Origin of the sequence: Paenibacillus chibensis, from assembly GCF_004001045.1 — a bacterium.
GTDB classification, from domain to species: Bacteria; Bacillota; Bacilli; order Paenibacillales; family Paenibacillaceae; genus Paenibacillus_AQ; species Paenibacillus_AQ chibensis.
Genome location: NZ_BIMK01000022.1, coordinates 1 through 15,072 on the forward strand (window position 1 = coordinate 1; position 15,072 = coordinate 15,072).

Genomic DNA, 15,072 nt, shown 5'->3' on the forward strand with positions numbered 1-15,072 from the left:
TTTATAAATTCTATAATCTTAAGTAAAACGTCTATCGATGTACCTTCAAAGAAGACAGACCGCGTTTAGCGGAAGTTTTTCTTGCGAGATCAGGAAGCAGAAGCTCTGAAACTTATACTTTCTGATCTCTTAAACAAAACACGCATGGTTCATGCGTGTTTTTTGTGCTGCTTGGCTTCAGGCATTCATCTCTTCCGGAAGCTCCAGTTTCCGTGCGAGCATTTGCTCTCGAAGCACGCCCCACTGCTCGCGGGATGCGCGGATCATGGCTGCGTCGATAATGTTTTTATCATTGATGACCCTCGAGAACCATTTCACCGCTTGGCTGAACTCGCCGATTCGCCGGTTCATCTCCCCGATCAGATAAAGCAGGCGGGCGTTGTTGGCTCCCACGCCTTCCAGCTCATACACCTTTATGTAAGACTCCAGGGAGTATTTCAAAAAGCGCTGCTCCTGCTCTTCTTCCCCTTTATAGCGGTACAACCAAGCGATATGATGCAGCAGGCTGGCGATAATCCGCTCTTTCTCTCCGATCGTCTGTGCGACGAGCAGTGCCAGCTTGTACGTTTCCAATGCGGCTTCCCACTCCCGGTGACCGTTAAAATCACGCGCGATCCAGCGGCTGCTGATTTTGTCGTTAAAGCGATGCCTTTGCGCGTCGCTCAGGCGCTCTGTCGAATTTTCGGTTGAAGCAAATCCGCATTCCGGACACACGCGGACCACATAATAATCCGGGTTCTCGTCCTTGTAATAAGCGCAGAAATCGGAATCCGTGCGAATCGCCTTCTTAAAGCTGGGACGCACGCGTGAAGTATGAAATTCATGCTCGCAGTTATAACAGGTCACTTTGATGGAGTAAAGCGGTTCCAAAGTCACTTCCCCACGTTCCTTTCATGTCTTTCGTCTAGATCTCCCACGATCCACGGTGTATGATGCAAAAAAATGACAAGCAGGACCCGAAAGCCGAATGAGATGCCATGGCTCCATTTTTGGCAAGTTAAAATTATTTCCATTATATCAAAAAACAAAAAAAGGCGCTAAACGTTTGTTTAGCACCTTGTAGCGTATTTCAGTAGCTGCTCCAATCCTCTTCGCCGGAATGGACCAGTGAGGCGCGAATGACATACACGAAAGCGCAGACAAGAACACCGGCGACAATACTCATGATCTCATCACTCCATCCATATATTAAAATTTGGACATTGAATAGTAGTTGGTTTTGTATATTTTAACATACATCGCCAAAAAAACATTATTTTTTGTAAACGCTTTCTGCTTTTTTTTGTACTGTTTGTCCGATGCAATTCATAAATTTAGGTATATCGATTCGATTCATATGACCCATATACATACAGGTAGGTGTGACTATGTCCGTTAAAAAGCTGGGTCTGCCATTGATGCTGGCATCTCTCGCTGGATTAATGCTGCTTATGACCGTTTTTCCCGGGGCTTATCTCGAATCTGCTCTGAGAGGACTTGCCATCTGGTGGGATGTGCTATTCCCCTCCCTGTTCCCGTTCTTCATCATTTCTGAAATGATGCTCGGCTTCGGTATCGTTCATCTGTTCGGCACGCTGCTCGATCCGCTCATGAAGCCTCTTTTCCGCATTCCGGGCAGCGGGGGCTTCGTGGCAGCCATGGGCTACGTTTCCGGTTATCCCATCGGCGCCAAGCTGACGGCCAAGCTGTGGGAGCAGAACATGGTCACGCGGGATGAAGGAGAACGGCTGGTGGCCTTTACGACCTCCTCGGATCCGATATTTCTGATTGGCGCGGTATCGGTCGGCTTTTTCCATAATCCCAAGATCGCGATCATTCTGGCGGCTGCCCATTACGGCGGCGGATTCCTGATCGGGCTGCTCATGCGATTTCACGGCAAGCAGAGGGCTACTTCCGGCGGCGGAGGCTCACCTAACGCAGCTCCGGCCGCGGGAGAAGGAGAAGCAAAGAGCTCTCGCATCCAGCGGGCCTTCGCAGCAATGCATCATGCACGGATGCAGGATGGCCGGGGCATGGGCGAGATGCTGCGGCAGGCGGTAGAATCTTCTTTAAAGCTTATTATTGTCGTCGGGGGGCTGGTTGTATTCTTTTCCGTATTTCTGGGGCTTCTGACACAAGCCGGGGTGATGAAGAGCCTGTATCTCATGCTGGACCATTTGCTTACTGCTGTCGGTTTTCCGCCTTCCTTGTCGGAGGCGCTGGTTGGGGGATTGTTCGAGGTAACTTTAGGAGCGCGTTCTGCTGGAGAAGCCGCTTCCTCTGTACCTCTGCCTTATAAAGCGGCAGCGGCGGCGTTCATTCTATCCTGGGGCGGCCTATCCGTGCATGCCCAAATCGCGAGCATCCTGCATGCGACCAATTTGCGTTATCTTCCGTTTATGTTTGCACGCCTGATTCATGCCTTGATTGCTGCGTTCCTCGTCTTGCTGCTATGGGATCCCTTAATGGGTACAATGATGCCGGCTCCGGCATTCAATCCTCTGCAGGCTGATCCTGGATTTGGCGCGGCGGCGGGCGGATTTGCAGACCGGATCGCGTATTTCTGCCTCCTGATCGCATTCATGACGCTGGCCTCGGCATTATGGGCCTGGCTCCGCGCTTGGTGGCGCAGCGCAAACCACCGGCCTGCCAAATGAACGTTGTGTTATGCTCCGATATTGTTTATGATCGTTATATACCCAAATAAAGGAGCTTAACTCTCTTGAGATATTATGTCCTGGATCGCGGTGATCAGTTGTCAGTTGATTTGAGCGAGCAGTTCCATAAGCTAGCCGCGCAGCGCGGATTTCGTTTGGATGCCGAATCTCCCGAGATTGTCATTTCGATTGGCGGAGACGGTACGATGCTTCATGCCTTTCATACGTTTATCGACCACATTCCCGATATCGCTTTTGTCGGCGTTCATACGGGCCATCTTGGATTCTATGCCGATTGGCAGGCAGACGAGCTGCCCCAATTGATTGACCTGATGAGCTCGGCCAGCAAATCCGGATCCATCCGTCCGCGGATCGTCAGATACCCGCTGCTGGAACTGGAGATCCATCGCAAATCGGGCAATGCTTCTTATATTGCGTTAAATGAATTTACGCTCAAGGGCGTAGATGGAACGGTCGTGGCCCAGGTGGATATCAACGACCAGACCTTTGAAATGTTCCGCGGCGACGGGATTTGTATTTCGACGCCGTCCGGCAGCACCGCTTACAACAAAAGTCTTGGCGGAGCGATGGTTCATCCGACGATCGAAGCGCTGCAGATCGCAGAAATCGCCTCGATCAACAATCGCGTCTTCCGTACGATGGGTTCCCCGCTGCTGCTGCCCAAACATCATCATACGAACATCTTTTCGCGTAAGGAGCAGCGGCTGCTGCTCACGATCGACCATGTGAACATTCAAGTGGACGATCTGATTTCGGTGCGATGTCAGGTCGCGAAGGATAAAGTAAGCTTTGCCCGCTATCGTCCGTTCCCGTTCTGGAACCGCGTCAGAGAAGCTTTCCTTGGATAGCAGCATATTTGACTAGCGACTCTTTGATGGGAGACCCCATTTTGATGCTCCAATACGTTGTATAATGTACAAAAAAGCGGTTCCCTTAATGGGGACCGCTTTTGGCTTTCTCGGGCTTATCCGATTTTTCGGATCTTTCTGTTCTATCTGGTCTTTCCGTTCTATCTGGTCTTTCCGTTCTATCTGGTCTTTCCGGTTTCTCAGGCTGTTTTTCCGGCTTATCGGTTTTTTCAGATCTTTCCGGCTTATCGGGTCTCTCCGGCATTTCCGGTCTTTCCGTCTTTTCCGGCTTGTCTGTTTTTTCATGCTTTTCCGGCTTTTCCTTCTCTTTCGGCGGCTGGGCATCCCGATTCTTCTGAATAACGAAATAAGCGCATCCGAAATTGCAGTATTCATTAATATAATCCACCATGCCGGAGAAAGCCGTATCTTTGGTGGCCTTGGGATGCTTATCCCGGTAAAACCCTTTCAACCGCAGCTGGTTGTAACCCCAGTCTCCGACAATATAATCGTAACGGTCCAGCACTTCGCTGTAACGGTCACGAAAGGCTTCGGGGTTCCAGCCGTTTTTATGGTCTTTCAGCAGCTCGTAGCTTTTTCCGCCAATCAGAATCAAATGTGCTCCCCCTGCCTTTCATCTAAAAGAAAATAATGATTATTTCTGGCCCGCTGCCGATTTTACCTGCTCATGCGCATGATAGGAGCTGCGGACAAGCGGACCGGATTCCACGTGGCTGAAGCCCCGCTTCATGCCCTCTTCCTTCAGCTTGGCAAACTCATCGGGATGGTAGTACTTCACGACGTTCAAATGCTGCGGAGACGGCTGCAGATATTGACCGATCGTCATGATATCGCAATCAATCGCACGGAGATCATCCATCGCCTGCAAAATTTCATCATATTCCTCGCCTACACCCAGCATAATGCTTGATTTGGTCGGAATATTAGGCTGCATTTCCTTCGCTCTTCTCAAGAGCTCGAGGGAACGCTCATATTTTGCCTTGGCGCGAACGCGGTTCGACATCCGTTCAACCGTTTCAATGTTATGGTTCAAAATGTCCGGTTTAGCATCCATGACAACCTTGAGCGCATCCCAATTTCCCATAAAGTCAGGAATCAGCACCTCGACGCTGCACAGCGGCAGGCGTTTGCGAATAGCCTTGATGGTTTCAGCAAAAATCATTGCGCCTCCGTCAGAAAGATCGTCCCGCGCGACGCTGGTTACTACGCAGTGGTTCAGTCCCATGTTCTCGGCGGCTTCAGCCACACGTTCAGGCTCCTGCAAATCCAGTTCGGTAGGTCGTCCGGTATTAACAGCGCAAAAACGGCAGGCACGCGTACAAATGTCGCCCAGAATCATGAAAGTCGCTGTACGGTTCGCCCAGCATTCATATATGTTAGGGCAACGCGCTTCTTCACACACGGTATGTAGTGTCTTGGAGCGCATCATGCTCTTGATTTCCTGATAGTTGTCACCGGTCGTCAGTTTGATGCGAATCCAGTCCGGTTTTGGTTCCTTGACAGTTTCTTTAGGCAATGATCTGACCTTCTTTCGCTCATGATTAACTGCTGCATGCCCCATATTATATCATGAAATAACCCAAAATACTTCCATTTCAAATGCTGGATAAAATGTCTTATCTCGTACCAATCTAAGCTTATGCCCGTTCGGTCCGGAAAAAAGCTAACGCTGCCAGCAGGAGGTTGACGATGAAAGGTTCCGTTTCAAAGCCAAGCAAAGCATGCCGTATACTAATTTGCGCTGCCGCTGCAGCCGTCGTTCTCGGAGAAGCAGCTTCTCCTGCATGGGGAGCGTCCGCCGCTACCCCAATCGTTCCAGCACCCACGCAAACCGCGGAACCGCTGGATAAGCTGAGCCGGGAACAAATACTGGCTTCAAGAAAAAAGCTCTATGAGAAAGCTGCCGCCGCAACCCATATTCCATGGTACCGTATCGCGGCGATCGATCAATATGAGCACACGCTGACAAAGGTTCATCCAAAGGACCGCAATCATCCCAAGCGCCTCACCGGCATTTTCATGAATGAACCGGTATGGAGCGGGATGTTCAATCCCGATCCGTATGACAGCAATCCCCGTTCCATCGGCATTTTTAACGGTTACGGCAAAGATGGATCCGGCGACGGGCAAGCAGACCTGAATAATGATATGGATTTGCTCTACAGCATGGCATCTTATCTTCTACGCTATGGTCAGTCCGAGGAGGACTTCAGCATCGCATTATGGGAGTATTACCATAACAGCCGCTCCGTCCAGCGTATCCGGCAATTTTCCAAGCTCTATGAAAAGTTTCAAACACTCGATCTCTCCGGCCATGCCTTCCCGCTCCCCATTTCCGATTCCTATGCTTACCGGGACACCTGGGGAACCGGTCGCAGCTGGGGCGGATACCGAATTCATGAAGGGACGGATATTTTCGCTCCCTATGGCATGCCTGTCCGAAGCACCTGCTACGGGGTCGTGGAGCTGAAGGGATGGAATCCGTTCGGCGGATGGCGGATCGGCATCAGGGACCTGGAGAACCGGTATCACTATTATGCGCATCTGCAGGGCTTCGAGAAAACGCTGAACCAAGGCGATATCGTCACCCCCGGGCAAACCATCGGCTGGGTCGGGAGCTCCGGTTACGGAAAACCCGGCACACAGGGGAAATTCCCGCCGCATCTTCACTACGGCATTTACCGGGACAACGGTCTGGCCGAGTGGTCCTTTGATCCGTACCCGCTTCTGCGCCACTGGGAGACGGAGGAGCGCCAGGCCATCCAGAAAAAGAAAAAAAGATCCTCCGAGACGTAGTGCTCCTCGCGAACAAAACCAAAATAAGAGCCTGAATCCCTTGAACGGACTCAGGCTCTTTTGGCATGCAGGATCAGCCTCTCGCTGAAACCGTATGCTTTCTGTGCTCCCATTGATAAAAGGCAAATAACGTTAAGACGATCGCCGTTGCCCCCAGGTAGACCGCCAAGCCCCACCAAGTCCGGGTATCCGTTCCCATCCAGATCGAATGAGCGAGCATGAACAGCCACGAAGGGAAGACAAGCAGATGTATGGTTTTCCAGGTAGTCCGCTTTAACTTGCTCATAAGCACATCCGAAGTAAACACCACGAGGAGAAACAAGAAAAAAGCAATTATTCCAAGCGCCGACGCGACCCGCATATAATGCGAGGTGAACGGGATAAAGATCTCGACGACTTTATAGGGTTGGTAATGGTTGATCAGGAGGGTCAGCATATGGACCAGCACGGTCAACACGCCCGCCCAGCTGGATGATATATGAATCCAATTAAATAATGCTTTCTTCTTCTTGAATTTTTTGAATCGTCCCAGCATTCCGTAAGCTAACGACATGGTAAAGAAGAAGAAGGCCATGAAACCCATCCAACGTATGATATGCCAAGAGGTGAATAATTCCGTTAAGTTATTCATGTTCAGGACCTTCTGGTCGTTCCATCCGTATGCCTTCTTCCCGTAAAGGAACTTCCGTCAGAATCGGCAAAGGGTTCGCCATTGGAGCTGCTGGCATTGTTTAGAACTGACTGTTGATCGTTTTGTTCCATTTGGCTGGTTTGAGACAAGTCCGTGGTTGTACGGTCCTCAACCCCAAACTGACTTAATACAAATGCGGAAAATGCGACACCGCTGACACCGATGATCCATTTGGCCTTTTTGTTCGGCTTCATCTTCTACCCTCTCCCTATGTTCGTGTTCACTTTTCCGTCTTCATCGACAAGGACATACGAAACAGATGGAAAATGCCTGGCGAACCATTCTTCAAGCTCCTCTTCCTTTAGCAAAAAGCACATTTTGGCGCACACTTCCGCATCCACACAATGACTCGCGATCACTGTGGATTGCACGATTTTCGTCTGGACACTCTTTCCCGTGCGCCCGTCCAGGAGATGATGCTTTCTATCCTTTCCCTGCTGCCAGCTCCGATAAAGACGGTTGGAGGTCGCGACCGCCTTGTTTTTTAGGCTTAGTACATCCATGACGCGGGTTTCCTCCCAAGGATCGGCTATGCCAATCTTCCATGCCTTCGTTCCATCCGACCATAAGGACATATCGCCGCCCCCATCGACCATGCCATAGGTCGCTCCATGCCTCTTCAGCCATTCGGCAGCGCTTTGAACCGCATATCCCTTGGCGATCCCCCCCAAATCCAACTGCTGATCCGTATTTTTTTCGAGGGTATACGAACCATGAAACAGCACCGGATGCTCCTCAAGCTGAAAGGTGAACGCCTCTTCTACATCCGCGTAAGGAAAGGGAAACGACCGGCCATAGCCTTGATGCTCCATCGCTCTTTTTAAGTAGGGAGAGAACCTTCCGGAGGTTAACCGGCGATATCGTTCTGCCATGACCAATACGTCATAGAGAGGGGGAGAACATTGAAGCCTGATTCCTTTGGGAGCCTGATTGAGCTGATCCAGTTCGTTGCCGGTTCGAAATCGGGACCACTCGCGATCGACATATTCCAACCAATGCCGCATCTCTTCTTTCCAGCCCTTATCCACATCATCGGAAACCTTCAATGAAAAAGTCGTATTCATAAAACGACCTATGTAGCTCTCCATATCCATGCACCTCATCCGTTTGTTATTCGGGTTCAGGTAACCTGAAGGAACTAGCTATGGAAAGTATAGAACCGCTCCATTAAATTCCCCTTAAAAAATCATTTAACAGGAATAAAAAAATGCAGCGATATTAAAAAAGATGTCTCTGCTACCCATGGGTAACAGGGACATCCTTGCCGGGCATTCCTCTTGCGATAACCCCCGGAATTCAGAAAAAAGGGTCCTCCTGATTGAAATGGTCGCATGAAGACATCGAAAAAAAGACGAGCCTGATTCCCCGCCAAAGGATCAGGCTCTTTGGCTTGCATGCTGCTGATTATGGAGTATTGATTCCTTCTATTTTTCCCGTCCAGCCGATGATTTTACCTAATATATGTTCATGCGAAAACGGTCCGCTTCGGATGCTGTTATTCCCATTTCGCCACCATAGGTCACCTATAAGAAAATAATGGTTATCCGGCACGATGACTTCCTCCATGTTTAAAGTTCGGTCAGGCTTGATCTCACTGCCGCGAGCAAACGCCTCATTCCCGTAAAAGGATTTCAATTCCCTGTCATCAATGTAAATTTGACTCTTATCTATTCGAACGGTCTCTCCGGGAAGAGCGATCACTCTCACGACATCAAACGCTGAATTTTTCAACCTGTTTATTTCTTCGTTCGTGGCATCGGTTTGGATGTAAACGACGTCACCTCTCATGATTTCATGCGTTCGATAATAGTCTGGATCGACAACTAATTGCGAACGAAAAGCATACTGCATTTTATAGAGCATCCCATCTGACTCTATAGCATAAATGAACTGATTTCCTTTCAACTCGTTCATAATGGGCAGATCATATTCCGTGATATCATCGACAATGGGTGATTTGTCACTGCAGCCGGCTGCCAGCAGAGTATAAGCGAAGAAGCCAAGAACGCATACTTTTCTTAAATCCACAAGCTCCCTCCTCGCCATTAGACCTCTTTAGATATACAGACGTTTGGGTTAAGCTTGCGGTTACCAATACTTAATGGATATCGGAGCCCCCGGACTTCTCACCCTCCGGCACTCCGGTTTGCCGGTTCGATATTCCCGGTATCGCCGCATTGTCCTTTCCTGATCCGTTCTGCCCGGTTTGCGTCGTCTGCTTGGAAGCTGCGTTACCGGTAATGCCAGGCAAAGCGATGTTCGGGGCATTCACTCCGCTGCCTCCGACCGGCTGCCCTTGGCTGTTGTAGTAGTACATCGGCACATCCCCGACGACCATCAGGTACGATACCGGAATTTCCGTGTCGATTACCTCAGGCTCCATATCGAATGGAACCACGACGGCCACCTCGACGGTCACATGAATATAGACCTCTACCAATACCATATTGATGCCCGCATCCTTTTCCCTCGTGTTGAGATCTACCTTCACGGCTCCTTGCGGCTCAATCCGGATCGGAACGTTCGGACCGAAGGAGGCGATGAGCGGACTGCCCAGCGCCTGGCCGATCGGGATGCTTTCGGACAGCATATGCTTGTTTTTCAGCGTCGTCTGCACGACCTTAAAGGTATCGGATGTGATTTTCATATGCTCCGCATAGTTCAACATGAATCCGGACACTTTCCCGGAGGAATCCATCTTCCAGTCGATCAGCTGCTCCGCATTTTTTCCTTGCGCAACCTGGGATGCAACGGCTTCATTAATGGCATCCGTGCCGATCTGCTTCATGCGGATTTTGGCCAAATGCATAATCGGCGGCTTCAAATGATTTTCCACGTAGGCAAAAAACTGCAGGAGAAGAATCAGGAACACGAGCGCGCCAATCAGCCACACCTTGCGCCGGCTCCCCGGCCTGTTCGCTCCCCTGCTGCGCCATCTCGCTCTTCTTTTCACGTCCGGCCCATCCCTCCTTGGAAGAAGAGGTGCTTACCTTAACAGCATATGTCCCTGTCCTTGAAAAAAGACGAGCAAGCAGGCTTCAAAGGGCGGGCCCGGTCATTCCATCCGTGTACCCTTTTGATATAATGAACTAAAAGCATCTACATTCGATGACGAGTAATTTTTTTAATTACGCCCGTATCTTTTCTCCCCTAACCAAACGTTGTATATATAGAGGCCTCTCAAGGAGAGTGATTAACATGTTAATCCACAAGGAAATGGAAGAAATGTACCCGAAGCTAAAATATTTTTGCCTGAACATGACCGGTAATTCTTGGGACGCCGAGGATCTGGCACATGATTCGATGGTTAAAGCTTTGAAATTTTGCCAAAAGGACCCTTCCGGCAAACGGCAGGCCAGCTTTCCCCTGCTCACGACGATCGCCCGCAATCACTGGGTTGACCAGCTCCGTAAAAGAAGCCGGGAAAGCATCGGCCAGACGGTTGAAGCGCCGTCAACCGAAAAATCTCTGGAGCAGGTCATGAGCGGACTGGATACGTTGATGGAGAGACTGACGCCGAAACAGCTGCTGGTGTTTGTCCTGAAGGAAATTTTTGAATACAGGCTGTCCGACATTGCGAAGCTGATCGACATGAATGAGACTGCCGTCAAATCGCTGCTGCACAGGGCTCGCCGTACATTGGATGAGAAGCGGAATCAGAAAGAGCCGGAGGAACCTCCGGCAGCAAGCCAGGAATGGCATCAGGTCGATGCGGACTGGTTCCAGCGTCAGCTGCTGATGGCGATCCGGATGGAGCAGCCCGAGCTGCTGCAAAGGCTGGCCGTCTCCCTGCGGACGGCTGTTCAGGCACCGAAACCGCCTGTGAGGCTTTCGCGCCGTTCCAGTTCCCCTTCTTCTCTCCTTTTACGCGCGGCGTAGCCCTTTCGTTTTGATATGAGAAGGAGGCTATTACATGAATATGATTCCTTACGTTGTGGAGCAGACCCGCCTGGGCGAGCGCTCTTACGATATCTACTCCAGGCTGCTGAAGGACCGGATTATTTTTCTCGGCTCCGAGGTCAATGATCAGGTTGCGAACAGCATCATCGCCCAGCTGCTTTTTCTGTCTGCCGACGATCCCGACAAAGAAATCTCGCTGTACATCAACAGTCCCGGAGGCTCGATATCCGCCGGCTTTGCGATCCTCGACACGATGGACTACATCAAGCCGCAGGTGAGCACGATCTGTATGGGCATCGCGGCCTCCATGGGTGCTTTCCTGTTCCTTGGGGGTGCCAAAGGCAAGCGGTACGCGCTGCCGAACAGCGAGTTCATGCTGCATCAGCCGCTCGGAGGCGCGCAGGGCCAGGCCAGCGACATCGAAATATCCGCCCGACGGATCCTGAGGACGCGCGAGAAAGTGAATCAGTTCATCGCCGACAAAACCGGCCAGCCGCTCGACAAGATTTACCGCGACGCGGACCGCGATTTTTACCTCACGGCCGAAGAAGCCCTGGAGTACGGCATGGTGGACCGGATCATCACGCAGCCTTTGGTATAACGCCGCGGGCTCTGAAATGCCAAAAAAGCTGTCCGGTTTCGGACAGCTTTTTTCTAGTTTACGACTGTATAGGGAATCAGGTTCGGTTACAGCAGGATCAGGGAAAGGATCAGGAATTGGACCGATCCGATAATTTCCATGACCCCGACCTTCATTGGCTTCATCGGCTTGCCGGCGTAGATCACCGTCTTGATGAGCGGATAGAGAAAAGGCATGCACATCCATGGATGTAGCGTAAACAGCGGCACGGCCAGCGCGAGTGTATGATAGACGACGGCATAGGCGGTCCAGCGTTTATTTTTCCGTTCGCGGAAGACGGATTTGACGAAAAATACGGTGCCCATAAAATACAGGAAATTGAACAGCAGGACCTCGAACAGCTCCCTGCCCCATGTTCCGCCCCCCAGCATGAAGGCAGCCGCTCCGCCGGAGCAAAACAGCAGAATGGCGCACATATCGTTCAGCAGCGCCCGTTCGGACTTGTGCCGTACATGCCAGATATTCACCATCAGCAGCAGCATCAGCACGGGGGCAAACCAGAACAGCCAGGGCTCCTTCAGCAGCACCGGAATCAGGAAGAGGACGGCCGCGAAAGCATACCCGGCTCCCCAGGTGAGCCACATGCTACGTTTGGCCGTCTTTTTCAAAGATTGCAGCAGAGGATAAGAGGCTAAGTATAAGAAGAACCAGGCCAGGAACAGCGGGAGATGCAGAAGAACAGGCTGCGTCGCCATCATGGCAATGATAAAGGGCATGCTGACCATGGCCCATCCGCCGTGCTCCCTTGGAATGACAATGCTTGTCTTCTTCATCTCTTCCGCTCCTTTTCCCCATCATGAGCCGTTCTCCACTTCGAAATCAATCAACCGCCGATATAGGACATCCCGATCTTTTTCCGGCCTGCGGCCGATTGCTCCGTCCGCTCCTCCGAGTAACGGTCCGCCCTTCTCTCCCACACGCCGCGGATGGCCGCTAGCAGTTCTCCATCCGTCGCGCCGCTGCGAAGCAGACTGCGAAGGTCAAACCCGCGGGAGGCGAAAAGACAGGTGTAGATGCTGCCGTCCGAGGATAAGCGAACCCGCGAGCAGGTCGAACAAAAGGCTTCGGATACGGAGGTGATAAAGCCGACCTCGGCTTCCCCACCCCTGTAACGGTAGCGTTTGGAAACTTCCCCGGGATAGCGCGGCGATACCGGAACAAGCACGGCGTCCCCGCCCAGCATTTCGTAAATCTCCCGCTTCGTCACGACCCGCTGCAGGCTCCAGCCGTTGTCATTGCCGACATCCATGAATTCGATGAAGCAGAGAGTGACGCCAAGCGTTTTAAAATAAGCCGCCATCGGTATGATCTCCTGATCGTTCAGGCCCTTTTGCACAACCATGTTTACCTTCACTTGAAGTCCGGCTTGGCGCGCCTGTTCCATGCTTTTCAGAATGGCGGAAGACGGAATGCCGCGGCCGTTGATGCGGCCGAAGAGCTCGGGATCCAGTGCGTCCAGGCTGACGTTCACCCGCCGGATTCCGGCATCGTAAAGACTTTGGGCCTGCAGGCCAAGCAGCAGTCCGTTCGTCGTCAGGCCGATCTCTTCGATGCCCTCGATCCCCTTCAGCATGCGGATAAGTTCGGGAAGTCCGCGCCGCAATAAGGGCTCGCCGCCGGTCAGGCGGATTTTACGCACCCCGAGGGAAGCATACAGTTTGGCGACGCGGGCGATTTCTTCCCATGACAGCAGCTGCTCCTTCGGCATGAACGCGTAATCGTCGCCGAAGACCTCCTTCGGCATGCAGTACGTGCAGCGAAAATTGCAGCGGTCCGTTACGGATATCCGCAGGTCGCGCATCGGTCTTGCCAGCTGATCCATCACGGGATTCATCGCCATGTTCCCCTTCCTCCTTCTTCAGTCATCCCATCCGCTGCCTTTCCTTATCCCTGCAGCTGCGGATTGGGCTTGAAATTTTGATTTCCGCCGCCGGATCGGCTAATGGGCTTGGCTGTAATATCACTAAATGTTCCGACATATTGAACCACGTCGCCGGAGTCATCTTTTACCGCATTAATCGTTAACAGCTCTAAGAATTCCTCGCCGTTCTTCCTGCGGTTCCAGATTTCTCCCTGCCAGCTTCCCTGCGCCTTGATTTCCGCCCACATCCTGCCGTAGAATTCGCCGGATTGACGGCCGGATTTCAGCACGCTTGGATTTTTGCCGATGACTTCTTCCTCCGTGTATCCCGTCAAATTCGTGAAGGCGGGATTCACGGCATTAATTCTTCCGCTTACATCCGTCACGAGAATTCCCTGGCCGGTCGAGTTGAACACTTCCGAAGAAATGGCCAGTTTATCCTGAAAATACATCCATACGACGATCACGAGACTGGCCAGCGCAACCTGCGAAAGCGCCATGAAGCCGATCGAATACTGGCCGGTAACCGAATGGATGAAGGAAAGCATCAGCGGCGGGAAGAAGCCGCCCAGGCCCCCCATCATGGACACGATCCCGTTCACGATCCCCGCCTGCTTGTTGAAATAAAAAGGTACGAGCTTGAATATAATTCCGTTGCCGAGTCCCGCGCAGACCGCTATGGTCAAACAGCCGACCGTGTACAGGCCGATGGACGGCGAGAACGCCAGGATAATGGCGGCAATCGTCAGACCGACGAATACGCCCATGAGCAGAAACAGCGGTTTGAACTTATCCGCGAGCCACCCGCCTACCGGACGGAGGAAGGTTGCGGCCACGATGAAGCCGGCAGTCCGCATTCCCGCATCCACCTTCGCCAGCTCGAAATTCGTTACCAGGAAGTTCGGCAGATACACCGTAAAAGCCACGAACGAACCGAATGTAATGAAGTAGAACAGAGAGAAAAACCACAGCTTTTCGTTTTTATAGACACCTTTGATTTGTTCCATGAGCGGCGTTTTGACCTTCGTTTCTTTGCGGTCGCCCAGGAATACGTTCAATACGGCGAATGCGAGCAGCAGAATCAGGTACAGCTGGATGGTTTTCGACCATCCGATTTGCGTTGCGATGACAGGTGCTGCGAAGGTAGTGATGGCCGTACCGACATTGCCCATGCCGTAAATCCCGTTCACCAGGCCCAGCTTTTCTTTCGAATAATATTTAGGAAGCGAGGTTACGCCGACCGAGAACACGGCTCCGCCCACCCCGAGAAACAGTCCGCCGATTACGAGATGCGTAAAGGACGAGGCTGCGCTGATAAAATAAACCGGAAACAGCAGCAAAATGAAACTGGCGATAAAAACAATCCGTGCGCCAACGATGTTGGCGTAATACCCCAGCGGCAGCCGTAGGATAGAGCCAAGCACCACCGGAATCGCGGTCAGGATCGCCAGCCGGTCCGCCGGGATGGAAATATCCTCCTTGATAAACGGCAGCAGCGCGGAGATGATGACCCATACCATAAAACCAAGCACCAAATTCATTGTTTGCAGCGGCAGCTGCACTTTTTTATTCATTTCCAATCACCTTTTCTGAACGTAATGAATGGCTGCTTTCATTGATCCCCATGTCTCATTGTACGTGACATCCTTCACAAAGAT

Annotated in this window: 16 protein-coding genes; 5 read left to right on the forward strand and 11 right to left on the reverse strand. The window is 51.6% G+C overall.

Annotation, left to right across the window (positions count from 1 at the left end; genetic code table 11):
• Positions 1–177: 177 nt before the first annotated feature.
• Positions 178–876: a DUF2225 domain-containing protein gene (locus tag PCH05_RS17370; protein ID WP_127604134.1), complete on the reverse strand. Its 699-nt coding sequence runs from the start codon at positions 874–876 to the stop codon at positions 178–180.
• 491 nt (positions 877–1,367) lie between these two features.
• On the opposite strand from PCH05_RS17370, the gene spoVV reads away from it, so the two are divergent.
• Both spoVV and PCH05_RS17380 read left to right on the forward strand, forming a co-directional pair.
• Complete coding sequence (spoVV, locus tag PCH05_RS17375; RefSeq protein WP_127604135.1) at positions 1,368–2,636, forward strand: dipicolinic acid transporter SpoVV; 1,269 nt, start codon at positions 1,368–1,370, stop codon at positions 2,634–2,636.
• Between the two features lie 65 nt (positions 2,637–2,701).
• On the forward strand, positions 2,702–3,505 hold the full coding sequence (locus PCH05_RS17380; RefSeq protein ID WP_127604136.1) for an NAD kinase: 804 nt from the start codon (positions 2,702–2,704) through the stop codon (positions 3,503–3,505).
• Positions 3,506–3,590: 85 nt separating this feature from the next.
• Here the strand turns inward: PCH05_RS17380 and PCH05_RS17385 are convergent, their stop codons facing one another.
• Together PCH05_RS17385 and lipA are read right to left on the reverse strand one after the other, a co-directional pair.
• On the reverse strand, positions 3,591–4,121 hold the full coding sequence (locus tag PCH05_RS17385; protein ID WP_127604137.1) for a YutD family protein: 531 nt from the start codon (positions 4,119–4,121) through the stop codon (positions 3,591–3,593).
• Positions 4,122–4,160: 39 nt separating this feature from the next.
• A complete protein-coding gene (lipA, locus tag PCH05_RS17390; RefSeq protein ID WP_127604138.1) occupies positions 4,161–5,042 on the reverse strand; it encodes a lipoyl synthase in 882 nt (293 codons plus the stop codon).
• 173 nt (positions 5,043–5,215) lie between these two features.
• Between lipA and PCH05_RS17395 the strand changes: the two genes are divergently transcribed.
• Positions 5,216–6,322: a M23 family metallopeptidase gene (locus PCH05_RS17395; RefSeq protein WP_127604139.1), complete on the forward strand. Its 1,107-nt coding sequence runs from the start codon at positions 5,216–5,218 to the stop codon at positions 6,320–6,322.
• Between the two features lie 73 nt (positions 6,323–6,395).
• Here PCH05_RS17395 and PCH05_RS17400 read toward each other — a convergent pair whose 3' ends face one another.
• From PCH05_RS17400 to yunB, 5 genes are all read right to left on the reverse strand, one after another.
• A complete protein-coding gene (locus tag PCH05_RS17400; protein ID WP_127604140.1) occupies positions 6,396–6,953 on the reverse strand; it encodes a ferric reductase-like transmembrane domain-containing protein in 558 nt (185 codons plus the stop codon).
• Between the two features lie 2 nt (positions 6,954–6,955).
• Positions 6,956–7,207 carry a hypothetical protein gene (locus PCH05_RS17405; RefSeq protein ID WP_127604142.1) on the reverse strand — a complete coding sequence of 84 codons (252 nt, stop codon included), beginning with the start codon at positions 7,205–7,207 and terminating at the stop codon, positions 6,956–6,958.
• 3 nt (positions 7,208–7,210) lie between these two features.
• Entirely contained in the window at positions 7,211–8,077 is an 867-nt protein-coding gene (locus PCH05_RS17410) for an FAD:protein FMN transferase (protein ID WP_164766691.1), read from the reverse strand.
• A gap of 340 nt (positions 8,078–8,417) precedes the next feature.
• Entirely contained in the window at positions 8,418–9,041 is a 624-nt protein-coding gene (lepB, locus tag PCH05_RS17415) for a signal peptidase I (protein ID WP_164766692.1), read from the reverse strand.
• A 70-nt stretch (positions 9,042–9,111) separates the two neighbouring features.
• Positions 9,112–9,966, reverse strand: coding sequence for a sporulation protein YunB (yunB, locus tag PCH05_RS17420; protein ID WP_127604148.1), 855 nt, complete (start codon positions 9,964–9,966; stop codon positions 9,112–9,114).
• Between the two features lie 245 nt (positions 9,967–10,211).
• On the opposite strand from yunB, the gene PCH05_RS17425 reads away from it, so the two are divergent.
• On the forward strand, positions 10,212–10,892 hold the full coding sequence (locus PCH05_RS17425; RefSeq protein ID WP_164766693.1) for an RNA polymerase sigma factor: 681 nt from the start codon (positions 10,212–10,214) through the stop codon (positions 10,890–10,892).
• Between the two features lie 34 nt (positions 10,893–10,926).
• Positions 10,927–11,514, forward strand: a complete 588-nt coding sequence (gene clpP / locus PCH05_RS17430) for an ATP-dependent Clp endopeptidase proteolytic subunit ClpP (RefSeq protein ID WP_127604152.1) — start codon at positions 10,927–10,929, stop codon at positions 11,512–11,514.
• Between the two features lie 86 nt (positions 11,515–11,600).
• Here the strand turns inward: clpP and PCH05_RS17435 are convergent, their stop codons facing one another.
• Genes PCH05_RS17435 through PCH05_RS17445 form a run of 3 tightly spaced genes read right to left on the reverse strand, consistent with a single transcriptional unit; the run spans position 11,601 to position 14,988 of the window.
• Positions 11,601–12,326: a YwiC-like family protein gene (locus PCH05_RS17435; RefSeq protein ID WP_127604154.1), complete on the reverse strand. Its 726-nt coding sequence runs from the start codon at positions 12,324–12,326 to the stop codon at positions 11,601–11,603.
• Positions 12,327–12,376: 50 nt separating this feature from the next.
• On the reverse strand, positions 12,377–13,393 hold the full coding sequence (gene moaA, locus PCH05_RS17440) for a GTP 3',8-cyclase MoaA (RefSeq protein WP_127604156.1): 1,017 nt from the start codon (positions 13,391–13,393) through the stop codon (positions 12,377–12,379).
• Positions 13,394–13,437: 44 nt separating this feature from the next.
• Positions 13,438–14,988, reverse strand: coding sequence for a nitrate/nitrite transporter (locus PCH05_RS17445; RefSeq protein ID WP_127604158.1), 1,551 nt, complete (start codon positions 14,986–14,988; stop codon positions 13,438–13,440).
• Between the last annotated feature and the right edge of the window lie 84 nt (positions 14,989–15,072).